This is a genomic window from Cuniculiplasma divulgatum, assembly GCA_031200235.1.
Taxonomy (GTDB): Archaea; Thermoplasmatota; Thermoplasmata; order Thermoplasmatales; family Thermoplasmataceae; genus UBA509.
Genome location: CP133595.1, coordinates 476442 through 502327 on the forward strand (window position 1 = coordinate 476442; position 25886 = coordinate 502327).

Sequence of the window (25886 nt, forward strand, 5' to 3'; positions counted from 1 at the left end):
CTTTACGCCAGAAGCCCTAGGATTTCTGATACCTTCTGTCCCTCTCTTATGCCCATGGCTGAGGCTTTCTCAGAGACGCCCGCTACCTTGCTCTCGGTCATGGACCTGAGGTCGGAAACCCCCGTAACACGTACTGCAACATCACCCAGCTTGTTGGCAGCTTCAAGGTTGAGGTATCCGCACATCACAAACCCTTTGCTTCCCTTCAGCACCAGCAGCGGAGCAGTGCCCATGGCCATTCGCATAAATTCAAAACTTTTCCCGCCTATCTCCACAGATTCTGCCTGAATCATGGTGAGAAATGCCATGCATGCATAAAACCTGTTCTCATATGATATGGCAGTCTGCTTGTGGAACCATCAACTCTACCATACCATGTTCCAGGTGAAATAGGGTAATTGCAATCCGGCATCGTGCCTGTTGGAATGCCGCCGACATGGGGCCTGATTGGAAATGGTTATATAGAAGTTTATTTTTACTAGTCTGAGGTCATTATGATAGGTGGACAACCAATATTCATATTAAAGGAAGGGTCAAAAAGAGAGACGGGCAAGGACGCCATGAAGAACAATATTGACGCCGCAAAGAGCATCGCCAGTGCGGTAAGGTCAAGCCTTGGCCCTAGGGGAATGGACAAGATGCTGGTGGATTCACTTGGCGATATTGTGATCACCAATGACGGTGTAACCATACTCAAGGAAATGGATGTTGAGCATCCTGCAGCCAAGATGATGGTTGAGGTTTCCAAGACACAGGATTCCTTTGTTGGTGACGGCACCACAACCGCAGTCATCGTGGCTGGGGCACTTCTGCAGGAGGCAGAGAGCCTTATTAACCAGAATGTACACCCCACCGTTATATCATCAGGATACAGGATGGCAGCAGACCAGTCCAAGAAGATACTGGACGACATATCCAAGCCAGTGAAGTTCACCGACAAGGAACTCCTGAAGAAGATGGCAGGCACATCACTCAGCAGCAAGAGTGCCTCATCAAGCAAGGATCTCCTTTCAGACATATCCGTGGATGCCATAAAGGCAGTTGCAGAGAAGAGGGACAATAACTACACCGTGGATTTCGACAACATACAGGTTGTCAAGAAACAGGGTGGAGACATTGACGACACGCAGCTCATCTATGGTATAATCGTTGACAAGGAGAAGGTTCACCCCGGAATGCCAAACTTCGTCAAGAATGCAAAGATCGCGCTACTGGATGCTGCACTTGAGATAAAGAAGCCAGAGTTCGACACCAACATAAGGATTGATGATCCATCCATGATCCAGAAATTCCTTTCTCAGGAAGAGGGGCTGCTCAAGGATATGGTGCAGAAGGTCAAGAAATCCGGTGCAAATGTCCTCATCACCCAGAAGGGAATAGACGATCTTGCACAGCACTACCTTTCCAAGGAAGGCATATATGCAGTCAGGAGAGTCAAGAAAAGCGACGTGGAGAAGCTCTCAAAGGCAACCGGAGCCGCCATAGTATCCTCAATTGAGGAACTGTCGGATCAGGACCTGGGCGCCGCCGAAATGGTTGAGCAGGTGAAGATCGGAGACGATTACCTTACATTCGTGACCGGCTGCAAGAATCCAAAGGCCGTGAGCATACTGGTCAGAGGCGGCACAGAGCATGTTGTTGACGAAATAGAGAGATCAATAACGGATTCACTCCATGTTGTTGCTGCGGCTGTTGAAGACGGAGCTTATGTTGCTGGAGGCGGCTCTGCTGCCTCAGAAATAGCCCTGAAGCTCAGGGAGTATGCATCAAAGGTTGGAGGGAGACAGCAGCTTGCAATAGAGAAATTCGCCAATGCAATGGAGGAGATCCCCAGGGCTCTCTCAGAAAACGCCGGGCTTGATGCCATAGACATACTCATAAAGATAAGGAATGAGCACGCCAAGGGAAACAAGACAGCAGGAGTCAACGTGTTCACCGGCAATGTGGAGGACATGGAGAAAGTTGGCGTTATAGAGCCAATCAGAGTGGGCAAACAGGCCATAGAGGCTGCCACAGATGCCGCCGTGATGATCCTCAGGATAGATGATGTGATCGCCACGAAAGGATCCAAGGGCGGAGCACCACCAAGCGGCGGTCCCGGACCAGGCGGAGACTCCGATTAAACCCATTTTTCCATTTTATAAATTTAACATATCCCATTGAGTTTTCTCATTTTTCTGATTTCATGAGTATCCTCTGTCGTTTAACAAAGATTATATAATAATTATATCTGTTGCGTCGTGGAAAACGCTTACACTCAAATTTACAAGAAACAGCAGTATGGGCTTGTGGGGAAACACTCAGCCGTAAAGGTCTGCCACTGGACGAAGAGCGAGATCACCGGCGGCAAAGGATGCTACAAGGGCGATTTCTACGGAATAAAATCGCATCAGTGCGTGCAGATGACGCCTACCCTGAACTCCTGCACCGAGAACTGCTCATTCTGCTGGAGATTCCAGGGATTTGACAGCATGCACATATCCGATGAGGATGACCCTGAATTCATCCTGGAAGAATCAATAAAGGCACACAGGAAGCTTCTGACCGGATTCAAGGGGAATCCAAAGGTCACTGAAGAGAAGTGGAATGAAGCTGACAACCCAAAACACATTGCCATCTCCCTTACCGGAGAGCCAACACTCTACTCCAGGCTTGGCGAATTCATAGCTCTCGCCAGAAAGAGAGGGATTTCCACATTCCTTGTAACAAACGGCACTCTTCCCATGGTCCTGGAGAAACTTGACCCTCTGCCCACCCAGCTTTACGTCACCACTGCCGGCCCCACAAAGCAGATTTTTCACGACGTGCTGAATCCGGCCATCGGCAATGCATGGGAAAACTTCCTCAGAACGCTGGAGCTGCTGCCTTCGCTTGATACCAGGAAGGTCATAAGGCACACCCTGGTTAAGGATGTCAATATGCCGTACCTGGAGGAATACGCGAAGCTTGACAGCATAGCCAGCCCGGACTTCATCGAGTCAAAGGGCTATGTACATGTGGGACAGTCCATTACCCGGCTAGGAATTGAGAATATGCCTTCCCATGATTATGTGGTGGATTTCAGCAGGGCTCTTGGATCAATGCTGGGATACGAATTTGCCGGTGAGAGAAGGGATAGCAGGGTCACGCTTCTGGCAAAAGATCCGTCCAGGGCAAAAATAGATTTTTCAGCAATCTGATAGATCGAATGTGGCTAACTTTACCTGGAGTTCCCCTATATTTCTGTTCATGCGAATGATGCCGGCACAGGCGGTCATTTCCGCCTCCTGATCCGATATGGTCTGCGGGATGAATATACTCATTCGGGAACATTCCAGTGCAATCATATAGCACCCCCGTGGCTTCCTGCGTTTATTTTCATTCCCCATGCATATTTCCCGCTGGGAATGATTCAATAATTAACTTATATTGCAAAGACATAGTCAGATGGTAATAATATGGACTTTAACTTCACTGAGGAGCAGGATATAATCAGGAGTTCGGCAAGGCAGTTTGCCCAGAAAGAAATTGCGCCGCGCATTCAGGAAATGGTGGCAAAGCGCAGGATCCCACAGGAAATCATATCTGGAATGAAAAAGCTGGGTGTTCTGGGCATGACCGTCCCGGAAAAGTACGGCGGGATGGGGGCGGATGCCGTTACCACAGGTATAGTTGCTGAAGAGATTGCTGCAGCTGATCCCACAATGTCCATTCCCGTGATGTTTCTCGTCCACAATGCGTGGTCTTACCTTGTATCAAAATATTCTGGCAGCGAGGTTGCCCAGGAGTTCCTGCCAAAGATGGCAAAGGGTGAAATCATAACAGCAATAGCATCCACGGAGCCCAATTTTGGATCCGACATTGGGTCAATGACAACAACTGCTACAAGATCCGGCAGCGACTACATAATCAATGGAGAGAAGTCATTTATCAGCCTTGTGAGGGATGTCAGGGACATGGGCGGAGGGTATGTCACAGTTGCAAAGACCGCCCCGGATAAGGGCACCTCAGGAGTGACGCTTTTCTACACACCTGACAGCAAGGATCATATTGAAATCACCAACCTGGAGGAAATGGGAAGGGAAGGATCAACATGGGGAGCCTTGAATTTCAGGGATTACAGGATCAACGAGAAGTTTATTCTTGGAAATGTGAACCAGGGATTCAAGATCGTCCACGAGGGGTTCGAGTTCGCCAGGTCCCTGATTGCAGTGATGTCCGTCTCCACAGCAATGACATGCCTGAACAATGGGATTGAATACATGAAGACAAGAAAGGCTTTCGGCCAGCCCATCGGCAAATATCAGGGTCTCCAGTTCCAGCTCGCCGACCACATGGCGAGGATGGAGGCTGCCAGGACCCTTGGTTTCAAGGCACTGTGGATGTATGACCAGGAGCAGAAATACAAGAAATTCACAAGATTCGAGGTGAGCCGGGAAGTTGCCACTGCTAAGCTGCTGGCCACCATATGGTCTTTCGATGCCATCAACGATGCACTCCAGTGGCACGGGGCATATGGCTACACAAAATACAATCCGCAGGAGCTTGCCCTGAGGGGCGTCAGGTCCTTCATGCTTGCTGAAGGATCACGTGAAATAATGAAGATGATCATAGCCAGGGAAAGCCTTGGAAAGGAGTTCTTCAAGGAGTAGGTGAACCGGGTGAGCGAGGAGATCGGCATAGAAGATTTCAGGAAGATAGAGTTCCGGACCGGCAGGGTTGTTGAGTGCGAGAAGGTGCCACGCTCCAGGAGCCTTCTCAGGATTGTTGTGGATCTTGGGGAGGAGAAGAGGCAGATCATATCCAGCATATCTGAGTTTTACAGCCCGGAGGAAATGGTTGGAAAAACCATAGTTGTGGTCACTAACCTGAAGAAGGCCACATTCATGGGCCTGGAAAGCCAGGGCATGCTCCTGGCGGTGGAGAAGGATGATTTCCTGTCCCTGCTGACCACCGACAGAGAATCGCCACCTGGTCTGAGAGTGTCATAGAATGAACATAGCAGAGAAATACAGGGCTGAATCAGTATCGGATCTCATCATCAGCCAGAGGATACTTGCTGATATCAGGAACTGGCTGAAACTGTGGAATGAGGGGACCCCCACAAAGAAGGGGCTGATACTTTATGGCCCCCCGGGATCCGGAAAAACCACCACGGCCCTTGCCCTGGCAAAAGAATCAGGTGTTCCATTAATTGAGATGAACGCCTCGGAAACGAGAAATTCCGATGCCATGAAGAGGGTGGCCATGATGGGATCACAGTATTCAGATCTCACCCTTATGGCAGATCATGCGGCAGGGTTCAACAAGATAATCCTCATTGACGAGGCTGACAACATATTCGAGGGCAGGAGCAGGGAGACCGGCGGGGATTCCGGAGGGATAACAGAGCTTGCCAGGGTTATCAGGAACACCAGGAATCCTATAATCCTGACCATGAATGATTTTTACGGATTCAGGCGCAAAAATGCAGCCAAGGAGATCATAAACAACTGTCTTGCCATAGAGTTCAGGCAGTTCAGGAAGAAGAACGATCTCGATTTCAGGAGCTTCCGGCACAAACTGACCGAGAGGCTCATTTTCATCGCCCAGAGCGAGGGGCTGCAGTTTCGGCCTGAGATAGTGGACGCACTGATAGAACGAAACCGAGATGATCTCAGGGCAATCATAAACGATGCTGTGAGCATGATGGCATACAGGGATGACCCTGAGGCTGTTGGCCAGCCTTCAATCAGGGATGCTCCCTCCGGCATATACGACGTCATGCACGCAACCTTCAAGGAGGGTGACTATGAGGGTATCCTAAGGGACCTCATGGACAAAGACTTCACAACGGAAGACTATCTTATGTGGCTTGACAAAAATCTTCCCATGGAGGCAAAGGATGCAGCGGACCTTGACCATGCATATGATATTCTCTCCATTGCAGACGTATTTGTGGGAAGGGTCATAAAGAAGCAGCACTATGCATACAAGGGATATGCGGAGGAGATAGCCGCAGGCGTTTCAACCGGAATAGTGCACCGCAATGAGAAATATGTGAAGTATGAGTTCCCGTCATACATAATGAAAATGTCCAGGCTGAGGGAAAGCAGGGAAGGGAGGAAGTTTGCCACAGCAAAGCTTGCAAGATTCACACATAGCGGAAGAATGAGGATTTCCGGAAATTTGTGGTTCTATGGTGAAATGCTCAAACGAAAGGAATTTTCGGCGATGCTTGAAAAACAGCTCAACCTGAGCGAGAAGGAATTATCTGTTCTCAAGAAAGGCTGATTTCTCTGCAGGTCCCGCCGATTCAGCAGGAAGCCTGGAAATAACTTTCCTGCATTTCCTTATGGTTCCGCTCACATAGAGAGTTTCGGCCTCATTGATTTTCTGGTTGAAATAGGAAACAAAAGGGCCCATCGTGAACTGATCAGTGAGATAAATGGCGTAATTCCCTTCCATATATTTCCTCTTGGCGCGGAACAGGCGGTACAGCTCCCTGTCAATGAAAGATAACCTCTTCTGGAGGTTGCCGATCCTTACAAGGACATAGCGCTTTCTCAATGGATTGCCTTTCAACAGAGGCTTATGGCGGAGTTGTTAATTTAAGTGTCGAGACTTCAGGCATTCATGAACTATTGCCAAGCCAATAACATATTTATAGACTTATACTCTACAGCTTCATTCACGAGAATTAGAGGTAAGATTTAGATGCCAGATGTTCAAAGTACATACAGCATGGTCAGGGATGCCTGGAAGGACCTCAAGAAATCTGAGATCTACGGGTTGCAAAAAGAGAGAATGATCGCCTGGAGAAGCGGTTCTTCAATTGAAAGGGTAGAGAGACCCACAAGGCTTGACAGGGCGAGAGCACTTGGCTATAAGGCCAAGGGCGGTTTCATCGTTGTCAGGGCCAGAGTGAGAAGAGGAGGAAGGAACAAGCCCAAGATCATGGGAGGAAGAAGACCCAGAAGGATGGGCTACAATAAACTCACCCCCAAGAAAAGTATCCAGTGGATTGCAGAGGAGAGAACTGCTGACAGATATCCCAACATGGAAGTTCTCAATTCGTATTATGTTGGAGAGGATGGACTCTACAAGTATTATGAGGTCATAATGGTTGACCGATCGCACCCGGAGATTGTTACGGACAGTTCTATTTCCTGGATTGCGGAACCACAGAACAGGGGCAGAGTCTACAGGGGCCTTACCTCGGCTGGATACAAGGGGAGAGGCCTGAGGACAGGTAGAAGCGGAAGTTCCAAGAGCAGGCCATCCATAAGATCAAACGGCAGGCTCAGAAGATAATCTCCACAAATTTCCACTGACTTTTTTCTTTGCCGCGGTGGCCCAGTGGTACGGCGCCAGACTTGAGATCTGGTTCCCTTGTGGATCGGGAGTTCGAATCTCTCCCGCGGCGTCATATTTGGTTCGCGATTTCATTGATTAGCTTTGTATAATGGCAATACGAAGTTCTGTATATACTCCTCAAATTAGATACAGGTGCTCCGCTATTCGGAACCGGGAAAGAACAGCAAACTATGGGACTGTGAGTAAACTTAATTACGTTTACCCATTAATTAGCTCGTAAAGTAGAATTCTTGTACGTCAAATTAGGGTGAATTAATGGGCACCATAAAACAGTGGATAAAGATTGAAGGTTTCGAGAAAGAGGATATCCTTAAGAGTATGGGATTCATTATTTCTGATAATGGATACCTCGACATTGATGGCAAGAGAGCTGCATCTGTTGACGGTGCCACTGGTATAAAAGTCAGCGATGTCAAAGGCATTGTTCCAGGATCTCTAGCTCTTATTACAGATGTTTCTGAAGTAGAATTGATTGAAGAGTAAATCCCATAATGCCACCTACTTTTTTACTTTAAATTGTAAACTTATTGAAGAAAGGCGTAAAATGGCTTACAGTAAGGCCAGACAAACCTGACATCAACTTCAACACCTCGTATCAGAACATCAGGATAGATCATCTGATGACCCAGAATATTACCATCAACATCAATAAAGAGGCAAAGGACTATGATCCAGTAGTTGCTCAAGAGATTTTTACCGCTCTACAAAATGATATTAAGAATCACGAAGAGATTGGGCTCCAGTTCGACCCTTCCTTGAGCATTGCAACCAACCAGAAGCTTACCTCCACACAAAGACACAAGATAGACCTGTTCAAAAAAGCAGGGTGGAAGCCAGATAAAGTAGCATCAATCAAAATTGCGTTCAAGATAATTAATCTTGAGGACTCTGCCCAGTACGAGGAGGCAAAAAATCTTATGACATCAGCTTTTGACGGCCCAAAAAAAACAATGAACAAGAAGTTTTACAATCTGGCAAGATCAGGTTATCTTGAGGGTTTCGCAATGCAGCTGCTTGTAAGCAGTGAACTTCACTCTGATGAAGCAATAACAAATATACTCGACTACTTCCCGGAAGCACTATTCATAGATGAGGGGACTGATGCATTGAAGTCTATCCAGGACCTTCAGAGGAGAGAACAAGGGAATGTTAGAAGTGTTGCATTGTATGCACGCGGAGACAATCACATTACAAGTTTGGATTATTTTTACGGCCAGTACCTGAAATATTCTCTAAAAAAGGGTGCAGAAGGTATAAACTTGTATATTCTCACAACACGTGAAGAATATAAAATAGGTGCGAGCAACGCAGTAAGAATAGAGCTTGAATTAAAGTCTGTAAAAACTCAGAATTTCTGATAAAAAAGCTTCATGAGATACGGTCTTTTGCACTACAAGCTCCCCTTGTTAATGTGTGTCGTAGAATGATAGAATGGACCCGCAAACTTGTCAGACTTCTCTTACCAGAACTGTATATTGATATAAACTCAAACTGAACCCACAAACAAGCAACCGTACCTTAACAGAATCTTACTTACTTCGTGTTGCTCTTACTATAGCCTGTTTCTCAGCACCCAGAGCAGGTTCATTGAACAGCATATCCTTAATTGTTAAAATCAAACTGGGCTCCTGTGCAAGTTATGTAATTCCCAAAATCTTTTCTGTAATCATCGCTTGGCGGAAGCTGCACGTCAATTATCACAATATATCCAAGTTAGTTCGCACGATTATGATCTATAAATTACGCATCTCCAGGGACGAAGCAGTCTGAATCCTGAAACCGACTTCTCACCCCAATATAATTGTGATCTTACGAAGTTTGCCTCCATTTTATCCACTGCAACAACCCTGATGGATTAATGAAATGAACTGACCGAAAAATATCACGAAATTGCTTCCGGAGAGTCTTATTTGTGAATCTAACTGGAACACTTTTATTTTCTTGGCGGTAAAATTCGCCATGGACTGTAATTAAAGAAGTTAGCCCAGTCGGAACCGCAATCCATAAAGGCTCAGCGTTGAAATTTGAGATAGATTTTTGCTTATGTACCGTTAAAATTTGGTTTGCGCTTCTCCCTGAAAGCTTTCACGCCTTCCTTGAAGTCATGTCCCTCCGACAGTTTGCCCTGCAGACTTGCCTCTTCCTTCAGGAACTCATCCAGATCAAAATAAATTGCCTTTGTTATAAGTTGCTTGCCCACAGAATATGCCCCAAAAGGCCCTTCAGCCAGATTTTCTGCCATTTTCATGGCCTCAGCCATGGGATCATCCACTACCCTTACCAGGCCCATATTTTCTGCTTCTGCAGCAGAGAATTCTCCGCCATGGAGCAGGTACGGAAGTGCTCGTGCTCCGGCCAGTCTTGAAAGAATCAGCGTAAGCCCCGTATCCGGAGCAAGTCCTATGCCCTGAAAAGCCATTACAAACCTGCTTTCACGGGATGCGAAAGATTCATCACATGCAAGGGCAAGGCTCATCCCAGCCCCAGCTACAACGCCGTTTATAACTGAAATGAATAGCTTCTTGCTGTACCTCATTTCTTTCAGTATAAGGTGAAAGGAATTTGACAGCTCGCTCTCTATATCCACACCGGCGCCTTTTTCTGAAGAGGTGGAGACATCCGCGCCTGCAGAAAACGCCCTGCCCTCCCCTGTCAATATGGCCACACGTTTTCCTTCATTTGCGTTGAAATCTTTGAATGCCTTCAGAAGGTCCCTCCGAACCTCATCCCCAAGTGAGTTTAATTTTTCAGCACGATTTATTGAGATTATGGAAATGTGCCCTTTATCCTTTACCAGCAACGTGTCATACATTAGAATGCCCTGCAACTATCAACTGAACATTATTTAACAGTTTTGCTGGGCTGAACGGCAAAGCAGTGTCCATTGACCCATGCAGCCCTGTGGAATGACCAGCTACAGTTCATCTCGCTGTGCTTTCAGTATGTTCAAATCCCATGCGTCAGGTTATCCATACGGCCTCCATCCGCCACAATTACCTGCCCGTTTATGTATCTGGAATCATCTGAAGCCAGGAAAGCCACCACATCGGCAATATCCTCTGGTCGCCCAACGCTGTTAAGCGTGGTTCTGCTTCTGAAATAGTGTTCAAGATCTGAGATCTCGCTGCTGTTCTTGTTCCCAATGGTCATGTCCGTTTCAACCCATCCCGGAGCAACGGCATTGATTCTGATGTGTTGATCCCTGAGATCGAATGCCAGACGTTTCGTTAGCATAATGACGGCTGCCTTCGTGATGGAATACAGGGTTGTATTTGGAGCAGCAGTTCCAATTCCAGCATTTGATGCTATGTTCACAATTATCCCTTTTCCCTTCAGATCATCCAGAAATGCCAGGACCGTGTTTATGCCTCCCTTAACATTAACAGCGAACATCCTGTCCATGGCATCTTCCCTGTATGACACAAAGTCCATAAGTTCCCAGTAGCCTGCGTTATTGACGATTATGTCAACTTTTCCCATCTTTGAATGAATTTCTTCAGCCATCCTGTTGACCTGGCTTCTGCTGGCCACATCTGCCTGGAATGCCATAGAATCTGGAATTGATCGGGCAAGGCTCTCAGCTTCATCTCTGCCTCTGTTGTAGTTGACGGCAACCCTGGCCCCCATATTTCCAAGCTTTATGGCAATGGACCTTCCAATTCCCCTTGAAGCGCCTGTAACAAGTGCAATCTTCCCATTAAGGCCATTTTCATTCATGATCTGCAGATTTCCCAATGGAATATATCCTTTAGCAACCGCTTTTTATGGCCAGTCAGGTATGGCGAATGATGATGGCGCCTTATGTCAATACTTCGTATTGAACCCCAAATATCATTCACACAATATTTAAATTGAAGCTTAAAAGTCTAACAATCGGCGAAATTTCCCGTAATTGATGAAAATTTTTTTATAGCTCAACCTTAATCACATCCGGGAGACAAAGTGAATCTCTGATGAATTCTCGGGAATCATTCCTTGCTGCTAACAACCTCGACATGGAGCTGGTAATAGAGAATGAGGGAAATTTCCCTATTGAGGCTTTTAGCCGAGATCACGATCTTTTCGTCCCTGCCGTCCTTTCTGCCGGTAATGGAAAAGTATCCATGATGTATTATTTCTCGGAAGCAGCTGTGAAGGGAAAGAGAGATGTTGAAATTTTTCTCAACAGGTATGGGGCCAGGAATAACGGGGGCGTACTGACACTTTACGGTTCAAGCTCCAGATTCCCCCAGTATAATATGTTAAAGAGAATTCTTGACATACCCTCAGTGCTGAACTATGCTTCCTATGTATGGAAAGGCAAGCATTATTTCCACTTCATATTCAGGCATGAATTTCTCCGCCAGGTTTCGGACACGCTTCTTTCATCCGAGGTCCCTTCCGGGATAAATGTACATCGCCTTTCCGGGAATGACAGGATGATTGACGTCCTGAAATGGATAGACAGCCACGTGGAATTATACGAAGTAACAGTTGATACCATCCCGCCGCCTGAGGAACTGTCTCCTGAAAGAAACCCCATTGGACTGGAATGGGTTCGGGAGATAAAGTACAGAACCACGGACAGCTCCATCAAGGCTGTTTATTTTTCAGGTTCGGAGAGGGTGAGGGATGACGCAATGAAAATCGTGGACAATATATATGAAATGGAAACCAGAAACGAGATGCTGGGCTTCCTGTCGTCCAGCGACCACAGCATAATGATACCGTCTTTCCGGCGGATTCACACCCTGTCCGGAGGGATCTTTACCATAACTCTCATACTTCCCAAATCCTTTGTTTCCGACTATATCAAAAAGATTTCCAGATCGCGTAAAGACTTCTTGAACTGGAGTGTTAAAATTCGGAATGTGAGGCCGTTTGCCTCCATGATGAAGGGAAATGAAGATGCCGGTGTGTCCTGATTTAACATAACAGGAAATGGGCTTCTTTGGATTGGGCCGACTGGAGTGAACGCGCAACATGTTTTTCGTCATTAAACGTAGCTTCATTCGACAAATTTTTAAACATTACAAATCTTACTCAATGTGGACATACAGGAGAAGATAGCCGGTGAGATCACAATAGCGGAGAATCCCGGCGAAACCATAAGGAAATGGCGTGAAGAGTTTCAGGTGTCTCAGCTGGACCTGGCCAGGTATCTGGAGATATCGCCATCAGTCATCAGTGATTATGAATCGGGCAGGCGTAAATCACCTGGTGTTACATCAATAAGAAAGATAGTCAATGCACTGGTGGAGATCGACCTGAAGAGGGGTGGGCAGGTACTGAGGCGGTACAACAGCGGCATGCCTTCTGATGCCATCATCGACATAAGTGATTATAGCCATGACATATCGCTCGAGAGGGTGATCCGCATGATAAGCGGGACAAACTATTCCTCCATAGGCCTGAACAGGTACATACGGGGATATACTATTGTTGATGGAATCAAGGCAATCCTGTCATTCTCATACTCGGAATACAGCAAGCTCTACGGATGGTCAAGCCAGCGAATAATATTCTTCACAGAGGTAAAACTGGGAAGAAGCCCCATGATTGCAATCAGGGTGCATCCACTGAAACCTGCCGCTGTTGTGTATATTCAGCCCGACAGAATAGATGATCTGGCAGTAAAGCTGGCAGACGTGGAAAATATCCCGCTGATCGTTACGGAACTTGATGCGCCTGCCATATCAAAGATTATGGCGTCACTGAAATGACCGGTCTGTCATTCCTGACAGGCCATAAACGGGGAAAATGCAGTTTCCCTCATTATAATTACACCCATAATCAATAATCCAGCATTTACTGACTGGAATCCTCATATATTGCACTGTTAGGCGCGGTGTTGCCTGAGGCCTGTTCTGTTCAGGCAAATCTCAAAAATTATAACTGATGGCTCATTCAGGATATTCTGATGAAGAGATCTGCACCGGGGATTCTGGCCGTGATCATAATAGTTGCCATTCTCGTGGGGATCACGGCATATTCAGGCGAATTCCCTCCAGCATCTGTTGTGGAATCCTACAGCATGGAGCACTCTTCCAGCTGGGAATGGGGCACAATAAATGTTGGTGATATTGTCATAGTGAAGTATGTCCCAAATCCCGTTGAGGATGTTGTAACATATGTGACCGGAAGAATCACCAACTTCTCCACCTACGGTGAATATGGCGATGTCTTACTCTACCACGATCCAGACGGAAACACCGTAATCCATCGTGCCATGTTCTACCTTACATGGAATGGCAGCAGGCCCGTTGTGCAGGGATACACAGACCAGAGCTGGCTGAAGATATACGGCATGAACATCGTGATTTATGACTGCGGCTATTCCCACAGGAATCTCCTTGTAAACGTCTCGGGCTTTGTGAACGAAAGCGGATTCATCACCGTTGGTGATCATAACCTGGCAACTGCCCCATCTTTCTATTTCAATGCAAAGTATGACGCATACCTGGCGGCTGATCAGAACGTGGGCATCACTCCAGCCCCGGTGAAACCCAGCCAGGTTGTGGGAATTGCCAGGGGGCAGATACCATGGTTCGGCCTCATAAAGCTCAACCTCATGAGGCTTGAGGGAGACTGGCCCTATTATAATGAGGTGCCTGCCCACAGCTATGAGTACCTTGGAGCTTCACTCTTCCTGATTTTCCTGGCCATATTCTTCCCGTATCCATATCTGGGAAAAGGCCGGAAGAGAAAATGAATTAATATCAGATGCTATTGTCTGACAATGAATCCTTTCACACTGGCTGCCCTCATATTTTCCTTAATAGCCATAGCATTGTGGATAGTGACTTTTACTCAGAGCAGATCGCGCCGAGACATAAAGGCTGCCCCTGAGGAAAAGCCTTCCGAACCTGAGAATCACCCTGCTGTGGTGGAAGATCATATGGAGCCTGCCACACCGCTGGCAACTGGAAATAATGACCAGGACGATTTCATGAAGGACCTCACTAAGTTCTCCCAGATGGTAAGGAAAAACCTGGAGATCATCAACACCAGGATAGGAATCAAATTCGACATCAAGCCCCTGTCGCAGAAGAGCCGGGATACAGGCCATGAAAAATACGTTGCGTCAATGGACATATCCGGTGAAACCAAGAACGTAGAGAACCAGAAGCCGCCAGATCATTAAGCCACAGAGAACAGCCCCTGAGCCCCTTTTCTAATTTGGAAGCACCCGATCCAGGTACCATTCGGTGGAGAACTCCATGATGTCGTCCATTCCCTGGCCTACCCCCAGGAACAGCACAGGCTTCCGAAGCTGGTCAGCTATTGTTATTATGGCGCCTCCCCTAGCGTCGGTGTCCAGCTTTGTAAGGACGACGCAGTCAAATGATGTCTCCTTCATGAATGTTTCAGCCTGGTACACCGCGTCCTGGCCTATCATTGCATCCAGCACAAGGACAGTGAGATCAGGCTTTGCCACCCTCTTCATCTTCTTCATCTCCTCAAGGAGATTCTTGTTGGTCTGCATCCTGCCAGCTGAATCGATCAATACATAGTCAAGGTTCCTGGCCTTCGCATGATCAATTGCATCGAATGCCACGGATGCCGGATCGCTTCCCGCCTCATGCTTTATGAGATTCACCCCGATATCCTGGCAGAGAAGGCTCAACTGCTCAATTGCACCTGCCCTGAAAGTATCTCCAGCAGCAACAACAACACGCTTGCCATTTTTCTTGAGATAATTTGCTATCTTTGCCACAGTTGTGGTCTTCCCCGTTCCGTTTATCCCAAGGAACAGGATCACGAAGGGCTTCTTTCCGGGATTGAGTATATCAATGCCTGTTGAATTCTCATCAAGTATCTTCCTGATGGATTTTCTCAGGGCATCCCTGAGATCAGCCTGGCTCACCTTCTTTCCGGGCCTTTCCAGAAAATTATCCAGATCAGCTATGATCCTTTCAGATGTCTCAAGGGACACATCAGATTCCAGAAGGGCATCCCTGACGGAACTTTCAATATCCCCTTTCCTGAGAACCTCATCGCTACCTGCTGATCCCTTGAAAAGGCCTGAGAGCTTCTTCCTGAAATTCTCAAACATGGCGTCTATCCCTTGTTTCTGCCCATCTGGTTCTGAACTGCAGCAACAAGTGAGTTGTACCTGTCTGAAATTTCAGTACGCCTCTGCTGAATGTTCTGAACCGAATCCTGTATTTCCTTGATGTTCCTGTCCAGTCTGCCAAGGGTCACGCTGGAATCCTCCTCAATATAAAGATCAGAACCTATTGGAACGAACAGCTTCTCTTCGTTATGAAGATCCGCCTTCATGTAAATGCCAGCTCCTATGCCGATTTTCACGTCCTTTGAATCCTTGAGATAATTCTCCTTGAGGACCACTAGGGCGCGGTTGTATTCATCCATGCCCCTCACAAGGACGGAGAGCTGGTTGTCAATGGAATCAATCAGGGATTTAAGGTAGTCAAGCTCTTCGGATATTCCCACGCTGTTACTGTTTTCCATCCTCTTTCACTCCAAAAATCTTACGGCTTTCCACCAGTGATTCCAGTACAGGCATTGGGTCGCCGGATAAATAACTTATGAGGGCGCCACCTCCGGTTGAGGCGTGTGTTATGCGCCCCATGAGGTTGAGCTTCTCCAGGGCGCTCAAGGTGTGCCCGCCCCCTGCTATTGTCAGTGCATCTGAGTTTGCCACTGCCTCCAGGATTTCCCTGGTACCCACGGAATATTCCTCAATCTCGTACATTCCCATGGGGCCGTTGAGGAAAATCCCCCTGGCTTCCGATATCAGGGACGAGAACCTGGCTATTGACTCAAGACCTATATCGGCAATAAGCTGGTCATCCGGTATGTGATCATTTATGCTGAACAGCCTGCCCATGGGGTTCAGCACGAAATCCTCGGGCATGATTATCTTTCCGGGATAGGACTTCAGGAGCTTGCTGCAAGTTTCAATGAGCTTCTTGTGATCCTTATTGTTCTTCTCGATGAATTCACGATTTTTGCGGCCGATGTCGAATCCGCTTGCCCACAGGAAAGCATTTGCAACCACCCCGCCAACCAGTATGCTGTCCACTGTGCCATCCCTGAGGAAATTGCTGCTTACCTGTATGCTGTCGTCTATCTTTGCTCCGGCAAGTATGGCAATTTTGGGCCTTTCCCTGCTGTCCCTGAACCTGTCGATCATTGAGACTTCACGTTCAATGAGCCTCCCGGCCAGGTTAGGCTTCAGCCGGCGGAAACCCACAAGTGAGGTCTGGGCTCTGTGTATTGCGGGAAATGCATCGATGACAAAGTAATCGAATAGATCCACAAGGTTCCTCACTATGTGGGTGGATTCCACGGCATCGATATCTCCGGCGTCTATGTCTACCTCCTCACTGTAGAACCTGGTGTTTTCCAGCATGATGATGTCACCCGGCTCCATTTTCCTTATCCTGTTCCTGACCTCCTTCCCGAAGAGGGAATCGATGAATTCAACCGGCCTGCCAAGTATCCGCTCAAGTTTTTCAGCGTGCTTGTTCAGGGAAGTGAAGTCGTTCTTCCCGGGACGGCTCTGGTGGGCAACGAGGACCACCATTGATTCGGAAAGGTCCCTGAGCGTTTCCAGATGTGATTCGAACCTGGCGGAACTCATTATGTTGCCGTCAATTGGATTTATTGGTGAATTGACGTCGAGCCTCAGGTAAATATGCCTGCCCCTGAGATCGAAGCTATCCAGCGTGAAAAAATTACCTGCATATCTGGGCATTTGTTGGTAATCGTTTCCCCAACATATATTCGTTTCCTTCATGCATGAAATGCAGGTTGTCAGGCGCATGAAGCCACCGGCCGCATCCCATGGATTAATTCCCGTGCGACGGAGGCTTTGCAGGATATAACCATGGTGCATCTGGTGAAACCCAGTGTACGAGAATAGTTAAGATAGGACGATATAACCACTTGATCACATGAAAGCACTTATCACTGCTGCAGGAAGAGGCGTTAGATCCGGCCTGGACGGGAAACTTAGAAAGGAGATGCTCCCCGTATACGATATGAGGGGTGGACGGCTTGTGCTGCGCCCCATGCTTGACGTGATCATCACCCGTTTCCACAGCATGGGCATAGATGACGTTGCAGTGGTTCTGGAACCATCTGATGACCAGACGCATTCATACATTTCACGCGAATTCCCGGAAGTAACTGTATTGCACCAGAAAAAACAGAGGGGGTTCGGGGATGCCGTCCTTGCCGGAATGGAGTTCATTGATGGTGAGAGGTTCGCCCTCAATGCCGGGGATGGAATACTTCTGGACGAGAAAACCCAGTCTGACTGCATCAGGCAGAAAACACCGGGCAACATCCTGACTGTGAGGAGGGTGAAGAACCCCGAGAACTATGGGACTGCCAGGATAGATCGTGAGGGATCACAGCTTATTGTCAGGGAGGTTGTGGAAAAATCTGCGAATCCTCCTTCGGATTATGCCCTCTGCGCATTCTACATACTTGAGCCGGGTATATTCGCCCACCTGTCTGCCGATGTGTCAGAGAACGTGGAGCTGACTCCTGCCATAAACAGCATGATAAGGGAAGGAACACCGACATTTGCCAAGGTTGTGAAGCATGACGACTGGGTCAGTGTTGGGAGAGTAGATGACTACGTCAGAGTTCTCTCCGAGACCCTGGGAAGAAGCCGCGGCAATGTCAATTGATGCCGCTTGCCTTCCATGCCGTATGCGGGCTGATAACGTCGCTGAGAGCTTCTATGCGCGGCCTGTGGGCTGCGAGATCCTCCAGCATTATTGAGATCTCCTCTTTCAGCTCCCTTGAGTGCCTGTAACCCATTTCTGCCAGCTTCTTGTGTTCCGGATTGTAATAATGCTCCTCGGCCTCAATCCGGGGATTCGGCACGTTCCTGATAACTGCCTCCTTTCCGGTGTCATGCTCGAAGACCTCCTTCACCATCTGGGCAAGCTGCATGACAGAATAATGCTCGTCAAACTGATTGAATACCCTGTATTCACCTTCTGCAGGAGGCTTTGATATTGAAAGGTCAAGACAGGAAATGCTGTCCTCCAATGACAGGAAACCTCTCGTTTGCCCTCCCTTGCCGTATGGCGTTATGGGCAGCCCTGCCACCGCCTGGGCGCAGAACCTGTTCAACGCTGTTCCCCAGACCTCGTCTATGTCAAACCTTGTCCGCAGGCCTGTCCTGTTGATTTCAGGTGTCCTTGTGCCATATACAACGCCCTGCATAACATCCGTGATACCCAGGCGCCATACCCTGTTTGCAAACATCAGGTTATTGGAATCGTGCACCTTTGTCCAGTGATACCAGGAACCGGCCTGCTTTGGGAAAGGCAGATAATCCTTCCTTCCGTTGTACTGAACCTCGAAGAATCCTTCAGGAATGTCTATGTTGGGTGTTCCGTATTCGCCCATTGTCCCAAGCTTCAGTATATGTGCATGGGGCACAACATCTTTTATGGCATAAATGAGGTTCAGGGTGCTGACTATGTTCTTAACCATGGTCTGCGTCGCCTGCCTGAGGCCGATCATGGAATAAGGTGCAGACCTCTGCTCTGCAAGATGCACAACAACATCAGGCTTCTCCTTCTTCACGGCGTCTATGACCACGGAAGGGTTTGCAACGTCGCCCCTGTAGAAATTTATTCTTGCGCCGGTTTTCTCACGCACGGCAGATATCCTCTTCTGCATGGTTGAGATTGGAATCACGGAATCAGAATTGACCTCCCTGACCCGTCTCCTGGTGAAGAAGTTGTCAATTCCAGAGACCTCGTTTCCCTTCTCTATCTCCCTGAGGGCCAGGGGCCAGCCGATGTAACCGTCAATTCCCAGTATCATTACCTTCATATGCAGCCGTAGTGGAAATGCGGATAAAAATGTTTGACACACTTGCAAATTGCAGCAGGAAACACATGCTGCCGGGACAGGGGCTGCCATGTATCACTAAGTTAATGTGCTTCTCATTATAACTCCCCCATTGAGTTCACCGTTACTTGATTTTGTTAGCATATTCGTGAGGCTGTTCGTGGTCATTGATCCCTTTGGATCACTTGTCCTCTTTGTGGCAATGACAGGCACAACCGATACGAAAACCAGGCGGACCATAACCAATGATGCTGTGGTCTACGGCGGCCTCATCCTGCTCTTCTTCGCCATACTGGGATCATACATCCTGAGCTTCTTCGGCATATCCATTGAGGCCCTTGAGATAGCTGGCGGGCTCATACTGTTAATCATGGGTATTGAGATGGTGAGGGAGGGGGACAGGCCGAAATCAATGGGTGGAGGACAGGTCCAGGAGGATATAGGGATCGTTCCATTTGCCACTCCATTCATAGCCGGCCCCGGTGCCATATCACTGGTCATCATACTCATGAAGGGAGCAGTTTTCACCAATCCGCTGAATGACCTCTTCACCATTGTGGCGCTTGCACTGGTGATGCTCATAATTTACATATTCTTCACATTCTCGTCCAGGATAACCAGGGTCCTTGGTGACAAGGTTCTGAAGGCCCTGACAAGGATATTTGGATTGCTGGTGGCGGGCTTTGCCATACAGTACTTCATAAATGCCATAATAGCACTTGGCGTCATACACTGATGGAGGGTGGGAACCGGCAATCTCAGATTGCCGAGAGGTTCTGTATTGCCATGTATATGCCAACCACCACAATTATCACTGCGAATATTTTCCTCAGGAGGGTCTTGTTCATTCCTGATGATATCCTTGCTCCTGCCATGCCTCCGAATATGCCTCCCACCACATACAGAACTGCGATGGGTATGATTATCTGACCTGCTATGCCGTACCTTATGGCGGTGACCATCCCGAATGTGCCAACAGCCAGAAGGGAAGTGCCAACTGCCCTGTTCATGTTAAGGTTGGAGGAATAGAGTATTGATGGTACAATAAGGAAACCGCCGCCTATACCGAAAAACCCTGATGCAAAGCCTGCCAGAACGCCGAAAGAACTCACCTTTGCATCGCTGCTTTTCTCCACCTTGGTCTGGCCGGAAACGTCCTCATTCGCCTTCCTGCACTTTGTCAGGAATATGTACAGGCCTATTCCCATCATCATGAACGAAAACAGAAACAGCAGAAGGTTACCCTTCGTCAGCAGGCCCAGAGTGGTACCTATGAGTACACCGATGACACCCATAACTGAGAAGATCAGGCCCACCCTGAGATTTATGTTGTGCCTTCTCCAGTGGCTTATGGAATTGATATATGAATTTATTCCAACAGCAAGGGCGGTTGTGCCTATGACCACATGGGGATCATTAATGCCCACAAAATAGAGGAGCAGCGGTATTGCCAGGATTGATCCTCCACCACCGATGAGCCCGAGCGAAAAGCCCACAAGCACTCCGGAAATCACGGAATACAGATATTGAATAATTGTGATTATCATGCTGAACCTCCGGACTGCAATTTACTGAAAAGTTTGCCCGGCGAGCTCTGGTTGCATGGAGATTCATTATCATGATTTTCCATAATATTTCATCTCTATGAAAATTACTCACCCGTATTTAAATATGTTCCCTGATAAAACTGCTGATATAAACTTGGAAAAATCAGTGCAATAAAGATGCTGGGAAAAAATTGAGGCGGGCACCGGCCGGTGGAATATGGCCGGATGATGCTGCCTTCATTCGATGGTGAATTCCTTCCCGTTGAAGGGGAGGATCACTTCAAATTCAGAGAGATCGTCCAGAAGCTTCTCCCTGCTTTCCCCATGGCAGAGGATTATCTTTTCAGGGCTTACTGCCTTGGCAAATGAGATAAGATCATCATGGCCGGCGTGGGCGGAAAGATCGAAGAATTCCACCTGCATGCTTGGCCTCAGTGGAACGCCCGCAATGTTTATTGTACCTGTCTCAACAAGGCTCCTTCCGTTTGTGCCCTCCACCTGGTATCCAGTCAGGAATATTGCACTCTTGTCATCATCGGCAAGTTTCTGGATATAGCCAAGGACGGGGCCGCCGTCCAGCATCCCTGAGGTTGTTATGATGATGTCGTTATCCAGGGCTGCTTCCCTCATCCTCCTGCCTCTCACCTGGCGTACACGACCAACCTTGCGCCTGAACTCTCCCCTCGATCTCAGGTATCCGGGGGTGTTGAGGTATATTCCTGTTATGAGGTTGCCCATGCCGTCAACTGCTATCCTGTATCCAAGGTCTGCAAGAATCATGATGAGTTCCTGCGTCCTTCCCAGCGCGAAGGACGGAAGTATGACCTTGCCGCCGTTATCCACAACTTCCTTTATCCTGGACTTGAGCCTTGCTATGACCTGCTGCCTGTCTTCGTGGTTTTTCCCAGCATACGTGCTCTCCATCACAAGTATGTCGGCCTTCACAGGCTTCCCGCCTACCAGGAGGTTTGAATCCCTTGTGTAGAGATCTCCAGTAACAAGGATCTTCTTGCTGTTCTCGAAAAGCCACATGGAAGACCCCGGTATGTGGCCGGCCGAGTATGGTGTAGCATAGTACTTCCCCACCTGGACCGTATCTTCATAGTGCACTGCGGTCAGCGATTCAAACATGGTATCAATATCGGTAACGTCGAACCTCTTGGGGTAGCCCTCCAGATCCATTATCTTGATGGAATCGTTCAGCAGCGGCTCCATGCTGTTTGCCGTCATGGTGGTTGTGTACAGGCTTGCCCTGTCTCCGTGATAACACACGGGCAGAGCGCCTATGTGATCCAGGTGCGCATGTGTTATGAATATGCCGTCTACGGGTTCGTAGGGCATTGGATACTGCGGAGGCTTCTCTGGAACCACTCCGTAATCCACCATGAACCTGGTGCTATCATCCTGGAACTTTATTGCCAGCCTGCCAACTTCTTCTGCTCCTCCTAAAAACTTTACTTTCATTCTGGTTTCCTCACGCTTTTGCATCTTTAAGGCGATCTTTACAGTGACAATGCCTTTCGGAATTTATTATGGGTAATGATTCCCTGATTATTCTGGTGACCTTATCCTCGTTTTCCTTCATGATCCTGAAGACCTCTGCTGCCTCAACCGGTGTTTCTGACCAGACATCATAGTCAGTGACAGTTGCCAGGACGGAATAACACATTGACATTTCATCAGCCAGGTTGACTTCGGGAACAAGAGTCATTCCGATTATATCTGAAAACTGCCTGAACATCCTGGATTCAGACCTTGTGGAAAATCTCGGCCCTTCAATGGTCACATATGAACCACCCATATGGGAATTCCCATCTATCTTCTTCGAAACCTTGAAAATCTCCCTGTTCATTTCCGGGCAGAATGGGTCTGCCATGGATATGTGGTATACCTCAGGGCCGTCGTAGAACGTAAGTTCCCTCCTCCTGGTGAAATCAATGAACTGATCCGGAATAACCACATGGCCCGGAGCGAGTTCCTCCTTGAGGGAGCCCACCGCATTAACGCCTATGATCCTCTTCACGCCAAGGCTGTTGAGTGCCCATATATTGGCCCTGTAATTCACCTTGTGCGGCGGGATTGTGTGTTTTTTGCCGTGGCGTGGGATAAAGGCAACTTCCACGCCATTGATCTTTCCTACCTCAATTGGGGCTGAGGGTTTGCCGTATGGAGTCTCTATATCAAAAGATTTTGGATTTTCAATGAGATTGTAGAGTCCACTTCCTCCAATAATTCCTATGTAAACCATGCTATCACTGTGTCAAGTACCTTTTTCACGCTATTAAATGATAATATTTAACTTATGCGAGCAACCTTCTCGCCCTCGAAAACAATTACGGGCAGGAGAGCAATCAGGATTTTTCGATCTTTTTCTTCAGGTCGGCGATCTCTGCCTGAAGCTCCTTGTTCATGGGATTGTGTTTTGCCCTCGCCTCAAGCTCTTCAAGCTTCATCTCAAGACTCTTCTTCTTCCTGGTCAAATCTCTTTTGCTTAGCCCCATCTTCCCTTCTTGTTATGCCATCCCTACTTAAATGCTTTCCCTGAACCTGCCAGAATAATTTCAGTGGTTCAATGTGGCAGGAGTTGTGCAGGTTTCCCCGGGATTTCCGCCGACATGTGGAAAATTATTCATATTCCCAGCCAATCCCAAGATGAGATGTTTCTTGAACCTGCTATACTGCTTGCTGCCCTGGGAATAACGCTTCTTGAGATGTCAGAAGCTTCGGCTGTGGCTCTTGCACTGCATGGAGATTCGAGATCAAACATTCCTTTCTTTGCAGTTGCCCTTGGTGTCATTGTAATCCTTATTCCCACTGCAGTTGCAGGAAATTTCATTGCCCTGTTCCCGCTTTTCTACGTCAGGATCGCATCTGCAACTCTCCTGCTATATTTCGGCCAGAGGCTCATGAAAAGCGCAAAGCGATCCATGAAGTTCCAGCGCATCGGCTTTCCACCCGGAGGACACGGTGACACAGGTAGGAGCGTTGCAAGCACAGCGTTCTCCGTGGGAGTTGTGGAGGCTTTTGAGGCTGCCATTGTCCTTGTAGCTCTGTTCCCTGAGAATTATGATTCAACCCTTATTGGGCTCGTAATAGGCATCGTGGCAGTAGTTGCAGCAGCATACATACTGAGGAGCCAGATAAGAAAGGTCAAGCAGGCTAACATGAAGGTGGCTGTTTCTGCCCTGCTGCTATCATTCTCACTGTTCTGGTATATTGAATCGGTGAGGGTCATAAGTGATCTGCTCCTCCTGCCTTTCTTTGCGGGCTTCTTCCTGCTTGTGTACTACTATTCCACAAGAAACCTGCCTCCTGCAACCACCACCAGATTTTCAAATTGATGGGTGGCCTGTTTCTTATTTTCTTGCTGGCGAGAAATATATCTTCTTTCCTTGCTTGATGTAGTTGTAGAGGGCAGCGCCTGTATCGCTGGCTATCTTTATCCTGACAATTCCCTTATTGGAACTTTTCGCCTGGAGTACAAGTATGTTGTCAACATAGAACCTTACATCCATGTTAGGCTCGCCCACGGTCAGGTAGATTATCTTGTTCTTGATTTCAGTGTAAGCTTCCTGCCTCTGCTCCTCCTGAGACTCCTCAAGCGGTTCAACCTCTATTCTCACACCGAGGCGCTTCTCCAGTTCTGAGATTGTTGCGCCCTTCTTGCCTATGAGCCGCGAAATGCTTGCTTCATCCACCTGCACAAGGACCCTGTTCTCCCCAACCATCTTAACAACAACTCGTCCCGAGCCTGTTATGCGCCTTATCTCCTGGACTATGCGATCCTCTGCAAGCTTGAAGAAAGAACCTCTTTCCTGGCCCTTCTGGACTGGCACCACCACGATCTGCTCCCCGAATGTGTAAATCTCGAAGACAGTGGTTTGACTGAAGAAATCCCTGACCTCTATTACAGGACGCGCCAGGTCCTCCTCCTGCATCCCGCTTGGAACCTTGACCGAGTACTGCGTCACCAGGACCGATGCAACGGCTCCCCTTTCAATGAATATAATTGTGTCCACAACCTGTGGAATCATCCCAAGCTCTATCCTTCCGATGAATCTCTGGATTGCATCTATTCCACGTGTGGCGTGGACGACGCCAATCATGCCCACGCCTGCCAGCCTGAGATCAGAGTACACATGAAAATCGTTTGTCACTCTCATCTCGTCGAAAACCGTATAATCCTCTCTCACAAGAAGGAGAATGTCCCCGGTCTTTTCCATGGATCCTTCAAGCCCAGTGTACTGAGTGATTTCCTTTGAAACCTGGAGGTCCCTCGGCCTCTCCATTGTCTTTACAACCTTACCAAGTGAACTGAGGTATTCCGCAAGTGCCTGAACAAATGTACTCTTGCCCGCCCCCGGGCCGCCGGCCACAAGAACTCCGTTTGCCTGGTTTTTCAGCCTTTCCAGGAGTTCTGGCCTTAATTTGTAGTCCTCAATGGAGAGTTTCACAATGGGTCTCACAGCAGTTATCTCAAGATCATCAGAAAAAGGAGGCCTGGTTATGACTATACGTATGTTGTGAAGCTGGATGACGGTTGCTCCCCGTGCGTCCATCTCAATGAATGAATCGTCCTCGTTCCTGCCTCTCTTCACGATATGGTTGGCTATTTCCTCAAGATCTCCCCTTGTTATTTTGTAGCGGAGCTTCTCATACTTGATTTCTCCGGGAGGACCCCTCTTGAGAACAGGTTCCATTTCAGCCTTAAGGTGCACTGAACTTGTTACTTCGTCAAAGAATTCCTCGATGTTTTTCGGTTCCCTTGTATCAGGGGCAATATATTCAACCTTGATGCCCTTTATGAGCGCAATGTCCCTCTGTATCTGGTCTCCAGTAACAAGAGTCGCATCATTCTCGAATGCCACCATCCTGATGATCTCATCAATCTCGCCGCTCTTGGCACGCTTAATCTGCCAGTCTGCCGGCCTGCGGCCGTGTATTTCCACATAAATTATGCCGTCATCGGCCATTTTCCTGATTTTTTTCAGCTCTTCCAAAGCCGCAAAACCTATTGACTTTCCTTCATTTGCCTGATGCTCTACCTCCGACATCATGGCTTCCGACAGGATCACCCTGCATTCCGACTGCCGGGAAAGAAATGAAGTAAATCGGCCATCAATAATCACTGAAGTATCTGGAACGTAATCCACGGGTTCGATAGTATTCATAATTATA

28 protein-coding genes and 1 tRNA gene are annotated in these 25886 nt (G+C 47.9%); 16 read left to right on the top strand and 13 right to left on the bottom strand.

Translation table 11 applies throughout. The features are described 5' to 3' along the window. Positions 1 to 2: 2 nt before the first annotated feature. Positions 3 to 293 (bottom strand): DUF1805 domain-containing protein, encoded by a 291-nt coding sequence (locus RE469_02590; protein WMT45092.1) that lies wholly within the window; start codon positions 291 to 293, stop codon positions 3 to 5. A 201-nt stretch (positions 294 to 494) separates the two neighbouring features. Between RE469_02590 and thsB the strand changes: the two genes are divergently transcribed. The 5 genes from thsB (at position 495) to RE469_02615 (ending at position 6252) form a co-directional block, all read left to right on the top strand. Beyond that, positions 495 to 2123, top strand: coding sequence for a thermosome subunit beta (gene thsB / locus RE469_02595; protein WMT45093.1), 1629 nt, complete (start codon positions 495 to 497; stop codon positions 2121 to 2123). Between the two features lie 117 nt (positions 2124 to 2240). Continuing rightward, complete coding sequence (twy1, locus tag RE469_02600) at positions 2241 to 3179, top strand: 4-demethylwyosine synthase TYW1 (GenBank protein ID WMT45094.1); 939 nt, start codon at positions 2241 to 2243, stop codon at positions 3177 to 3179. 258 nt (positions 3180 to 3437) lie between these two features. Continuing rightward, positions 3438 to 4631 carry an acyl-CoA dehydrogenase family protein gene (locus RE469_02605; GenBank protein WMT45095.1) on the top strand — a complete coding sequence of 398 codons (1194 nt, stop codon included), beginning with the start codon at positions 3438 to 3440 and terminating at the stop codon, positions 4629 to 4631. Positions 4632 to 4640: 9 nt separating this feature from the next. Then, on the top strand, positions 4641 to 4970 hold the full coding sequence (gene metG / locus RE469_02610) for a methionine--tRNA ligase subunit beta (GenBank protein WMT45096.1): 330 nt from the start codon (positions 4641 to 4643) through the stop codon (positions 4968 to 4970). A 1-nt stretch (position 4971) separates the two neighbouring features. Then, positions 4972 to 6252, top strand: a complete 1281-nt coding sequence (locus RE469_02615; GenBank protein ID WMT45097.1) for a replication factor C large subunit — start codon at positions 4972 to 4974, stop codon at positions 6250 to 6252. Here RE469_02615 and RE469_02620 read toward each other — a convergent pair. Next, positions 6229 to 6543 (bottom strand): hypothetical protein, encoded by a 315-nt coding sequence (locus RE469_02620; protein ID WMT45098.1) that lies wholly within the window; start codon positions 6541 to 6543, stop codon positions 6229 to 6231. The genes RE469_02615 and RE469_02620 overlap by 24 nt on opposite strands. A gap of 132 nt (positions 6544 to 6675) precedes the next feature. Here RE469_02620 and RE469_02625 point away from each other — a divergent pair, with 132 nt between their 5' ends. The 4 genes from RE469_02625 (at position 6676) to RE469_02640 (ending at position 8693) form a co-directional block, all read left to right on the top strand. Next, positions 6676 to 7272, top strand: a complete 597-nt coding sequence (locus RE469_02625; GenBank protein ID WMT45099.1) for a 50S ribosomal protein L15e — start codon at positions 6676 to 6678, stop codon at positions 7270 to 7272. Positions 7273 to 7303: 31 nt separating this feature from the next. After that, positions 7304 to 7384 (top strand) — tRNA-Ser (locus tag RE469_02630). 206 nt (positions 7385 to 7590) lie between these two features. Further along, positions 7591 to 7818 (top strand): hypothetical protein, encoded by a 228-nt coding sequence (locus RE469_02635; protein WMT45100.1) that lies wholly within the window; start codon positions 7591 to 7593, stop codon positions 7816 to 7818. Positions 7819 to 7862: 44 nt separating this feature from the next. Next, the gene (locus RE469_02640) at positions 7863 to 8693 is read left to right on the top strand and encodes a hypothetical protein (protein ID WMT45101.1); all 831 of its coding nucleotides are present in this window, start codon (positions 7863 to 7865) and stop codon (positions 8691 to 8693) included. Positions 8694 to 9376: 683 nt separating this feature from the next. Here the strand turns inward: RE469_02640 and RE469_02645 are convergent. After that, on the bottom strand, positions 9377 to 10147 hold the full coding sequence (locus tag RE469_02645; protein ID WMT45102.1) for an enoyl-CoA hydratase-related protein: 771 nt from the start codon (positions 10145 to 10147) through the stop codon (positions 9377 to 9379). Positions 10148 to 10281: 134 nt separating this feature from the next. Further along, positions 10282 to 11052 carry an SDR family oxidoreductase gene (locus RE469_02650; GenBank protein WMT45103.1) on the bottom strand — a complete coding sequence of 257 codons (771 nt, stop codon included), beginning with the start codon at positions 11050 to 11052 and terminating at the stop codon, positions 10282 to 10284. Between the two features lie 236 nt (positions 11053 to 11288). Between RE469_02650 and RE469_02655 the strand changes: the two genes are divergently transcribed. From RE469_02655 to RE469_02670, 4 genes are all read left to right on the top strand, one after another. Next, a complete protein-coding gene (locus RE469_02655; GenBank protein ID WMT45104.1) occupies positions 11289 to 12239 on the top strand; it encodes a hypothetical protein in 951 nt (316 codons plus the stop codon). A 123-nt stretch (positions 12240 to 12362) separates the two neighbouring features. Then, on the top strand, positions 12363 to 13037 hold the full coding sequence (locus RE469_02660; protein ID WMT45105.1) for a helix-turn-helix domain-containing protein: 675 nt from the start codon (positions 12363 to 12365) through the stop codon (positions 13035 to 13037). 197 nt (positions 13038 to 13234) lie between these two features. Then, complete coding sequence (locus RE469_02665) at positions 13235 to 14026, top strand: S26 family signal peptidase (protein ID WMT45106.1); 792 nt, start codon at positions 13235 to 13237, stop codon at positions 14024 to 14026. A gap of 27 nt (positions 14027 to 14053) precedes the next feature. Continuing rightward, on the top strand, positions 14054 to 14458 hold the full coding sequence (locus RE469_02670) for a hypothetical protein (protein ID WMT45107.1): 405 nt from the start codon (positions 14054 to 14056) through the stop codon (positions 14456 to 14458). A 30-nt stretch (positions 14459 to 14488) separates the two neighbouring features. Here the strand turns inward: RE469_02670 and ftsY are convergent, their stop codons facing one another. From ftsY to pgk, 3 genes are read right to left on the bottom strand one after another with little or no spacing between them, the layout of a single operon-like run. Next, entirely contained in the window at positions 14489 to 15370 is an 882-nt protein-coding gene (gene ftsY, locus RE469_02675) for a signal recognition particle-docking protein FtsY (GenBank protein ID WMT45108.1), read from the bottom strand. Between the two features lie 5 nt (positions 15371 to 15375). Further along, the gene (gene pfdA, locus RE469_02680; protein ID WMT45109.1) at positions 15376 to 15789 is read right to left on the bottom strand and encodes a prefoldin subunit alpha; all 414 of its coding nucleotides are present in this window, start codon (positions 15787 to 15789) and stop codon (positions 15376 to 15378) included. Continuing rightward, positions 15776 to 17038: a phosphoglycerate kinase gene (gene pgk, locus RE469_02685; GenBank protein WMT45110.1), complete on the bottom strand. Its 1263-nt coding sequence runs from the start codon at positions 17036 to 17038 to the stop codon at positions 15776 to 15778. The genes pfdA and pgk overlap by 14 nt, the downstream gene beginning before the upstream one ends. A 199-nt stretch (positions 17039 to 17237) precedes the next feature. Here pgk and RE469_02690 point away from each other — a divergent pair, with 199 nt between their 5' ends. Next, on the top strand, positions 17238 to 17981 hold the full coding sequence (locus tag RE469_02690) for a sugar phosphate nucleotidyltransferase (GenBank protein ID WMT45111.1): 744 nt from the start codon (positions 17238 to 17240) through the stop codon (positions 17979 to 17981). Here the strand turns inward: RE469_02690 and agl3 are convergent. Beyond that, positions 17974 to 19143, bottom strand: a complete 1170-nt coding sequence (agl3, locus tag RE469_02695) for a UDP-sulfoquinovose synthase (protein WMT45112.1) — start codon at positions 19141 to 19143, stop codon at positions 17974 to 17976. The two genes, RE469_02690 and agl3, sit on opposite strands and share 8 nt — an antisense overlap. Positions 19144 to 19273: 130 nt before the next feature. Between agl3 and RE469_02700 the strand changes: the two genes are divergently transcribed. After that, positions 19274 to 19897, top strand: a complete 624-nt coding sequence (locus RE469_02700) for a MarC family protein (GenBank protein WMT45113.1) — start codon at positions 19274 to 19276, stop codon at positions 19895 to 19897. Positions 19898 to 19919: 22 nt separating this feature from the next. Here the strand turns inward: RE469_02700 and RE469_02705 are convergent, their stop codons facing one another. The 4 genes from RE469_02705 to RE469_02720 all read right to left on the bottom strand — a co-directional run bounded on the left by RE469_02705 (position 19920) and on the right by RE469_02720 (position 23209). Further along, entirely contained in the window at positions 19920 to 20708 is a 789-nt protein-coding gene (locus RE469_02705) for a sulfite exporter TauE/SafE family protein (protein ID WMT45114.1), read from the bottom strand. A gap of 237 nt (positions 20709 to 20945) precedes the next feature. Further along, positions 20946 to 22172: an MBL fold metallo-hydrolase gene (locus RE469_02710; GenBank protein ID WMT45115.1), complete on the bottom strand. Its 1227-nt coding sequence runs from the start codon at positions 22170 to 22172 to the stop codon at positions 20946 to 20948. Between the two features lie 10 nt (positions 22173 to 22182). Then, on the bottom strand, positions 22183 to 22956 hold the full coding sequence (locus RE469_02715; protein WMT45116.1) for an S-methyl-5'-thioadenosine phosphorylase: 774 nt from the start codon (positions 22954 to 22956) through the stop codon (positions 22183 to 22185). 103 nt (positions 22957 to 23059) lie between these two features. Beyond that, positions 23060 to 23209 carry a hypothetical protein gene (locus RE469_02720; protein WMT45117.1) on the bottom strand — a complete coding sequence of 50 codons (150 nt, stop codon included), beginning with the start codon at positions 23207 to 23209 and terminating at the stop codon, positions 23060 to 23062. Between the two features lie 156 nt (positions 23210 to 23365). On the opposite strand from RE469_02720, the gene RE469_02725 reads away from it, so the two are divergent. Beyond that, a complete protein-coding gene (locus tag RE469_02725; GenBank protein WMT45118.1) occupies positions 23366 to 24049 on the top strand; it encodes a hypothetical protein in 684 nt (227 codons plus the stop codon). 15 nt (positions 24050 to 24064) lie between these two features. Here the strand turns inward: RE469_02725 and RE469_02730 are convergent, their stop codons facing one another. Beyond that, positions 24065 to 25861: a PINc/VapC family ATPase gene (locus tag RE469_02730; protein ID WMT45119.1), complete on the bottom strand. Its 1797-nt coding sequence runs from the start codon at positions 25859 to 25861 to the stop codon at positions 24065 to 24067. Positions 25862 to 25886 lie beyond the last annotated feature (25 nt).

Excerpts from the sequence above, each read along its gene's own strand:
- RE469_02720 (WMT45117.1), bottom strand. The coding sequence starts at position 23,209 with ATGGGGCTAAGCAAAAGAGATTTGACCAGGAAGAAGAAGAGTCTTGAG.
- RE469_02725 (WMT45118.1), top strand. The coding sequence starts at position 23,366 with ATGTTTCTTGAACCTGCTATACTGCTTGCTGCCCTGGGAATAACGCTT.
- RE469_02705 (WMT45114.1), bottom strand. The coding sequence starts at position 20,708 with ATGATAATCACAATTATTCAATATCTGTATTCCGTGATTTCCGGAGTG.
- thsB (WMT45093.1), top strand. The coding sequence starts at position 495 with ATGATAGGTGGACAACCAATATTCATATTAAAGGAAGGGTCAAAAAGA.
- RE469_02670 (WMT45107.1), top strand. The coding sequence starts at position 14,054 with ATGAATCCTTTCACACTGGCTGCCCTCATATTTTCCTTAATAGCCATA.
- RE469_02665 (WMT45106.1), top strand. The coding sequence starts at position 13,235 with ATGAAGAGATCTGCACCGGGGATTCTGGCCGTGATCATAATAGTTGCC.
- agl3 (WMT45112.1), bottom strand. The coding sequence starts at position 19,143 with ATGAAGGTAATGATACTGGGAATTGACGGTTACATCGGCTGGCCCCTG.
- RE469_02690 (WMT45111.1), top strand. The coding sequence starts at position 17,238 with ATGAAAGCACTTATCACTGCTGCAGGAAGAGGCGTTAGATCCGGCCTG.
- RE469_02645 (WMT45102.1), bottom strand. The coding sequence starts at position 10,147 with ATGTATGACACGTTGCTGGTAAAGGATAAAGGGCACATTTCCATAATC.
- RE469_02590 (WMT45092.1), bottom strand. The coding sequence starts at position 293 with ATGATTCAGGCAGAATCTGTGGAGATAGGCGGGAAAAGTTTTGAATTT.
- RE469_02710 (WMT45115.1), bottom strand. The coding sequence starts at position 22,172 with ATGAAAGTAAAGTTTTTAGGAGGAGCAGAAGAAGTTGGCAGGCTGGCA.
- RE469_02635 (WMT45100.1), top strand. The coding sequence starts at position 7,591 with ATGGGCACCATAAAACAGTGGATAAAGATTGAAGGTTTCGAGAAAGAG.
- RE469_02605 (WMT45095.1), top strand. The coding sequence starts at position 3,438 with ATGGACTTTAACTTCACTGAGGAGCAGGATATAATCAGGAGTTCGGCA.
- RE469_02655 (WMT45104.1), top strand. The coding sequence starts at position 11,289 with ATGAATTCTCGGGAATCATTCCTTGCTGCTAACAACCTCGACATGGAG.
- RE469_02625 (WMT45099.1), top strand. The coding sequence starts at position 6,676 with ATGCCAGATGTTCAAAGTACATACAGCATGGTCAGGGATGCCTGGAAG.
- RE469_02715 (WMT45116.1), bottom strand. The coding sequence starts at position 22,956 with ATGGTTTACATAGGAATTATTGGAGGAAGTGGACTCTACAATCTCATT.
- pgk (WMT45110.1), bottom strand. The coding sequence starts at position 17,038 with ATGCCCAGATATGCAGGTAATTTTTTCACGCTGGATAGCTTCGATCTC.
- RE469_02650 (WMT45103.1), bottom strand. The coding sequence starts at position 11,052 with ATGAATGAAAATGGCCTTAATGGGAAGATTGCACTTGTTACAGGCGCT.
- pfdA (WMT45109.1), bottom strand. The coding sequence starts at position 15,789 with ATGGAAAACAGTAACAGCGTGGGAATATCCGAAGAGCTTGACTACCTT.
- RE469_02615 (WMT45097.1), top strand. The coding sequence starts at position 4,972 with ATGAACATAGCAGAGAAATACAGGGCTGAATCAGTATCGGATCTCATC.
- ftsY (WMT45108.1), bottom strand. The coding sequence starts at position 15,370 with ATGTTTGAGAATTTCAGGAAGAAGCTCTCAGGCCTTTTCAAGGGATCA.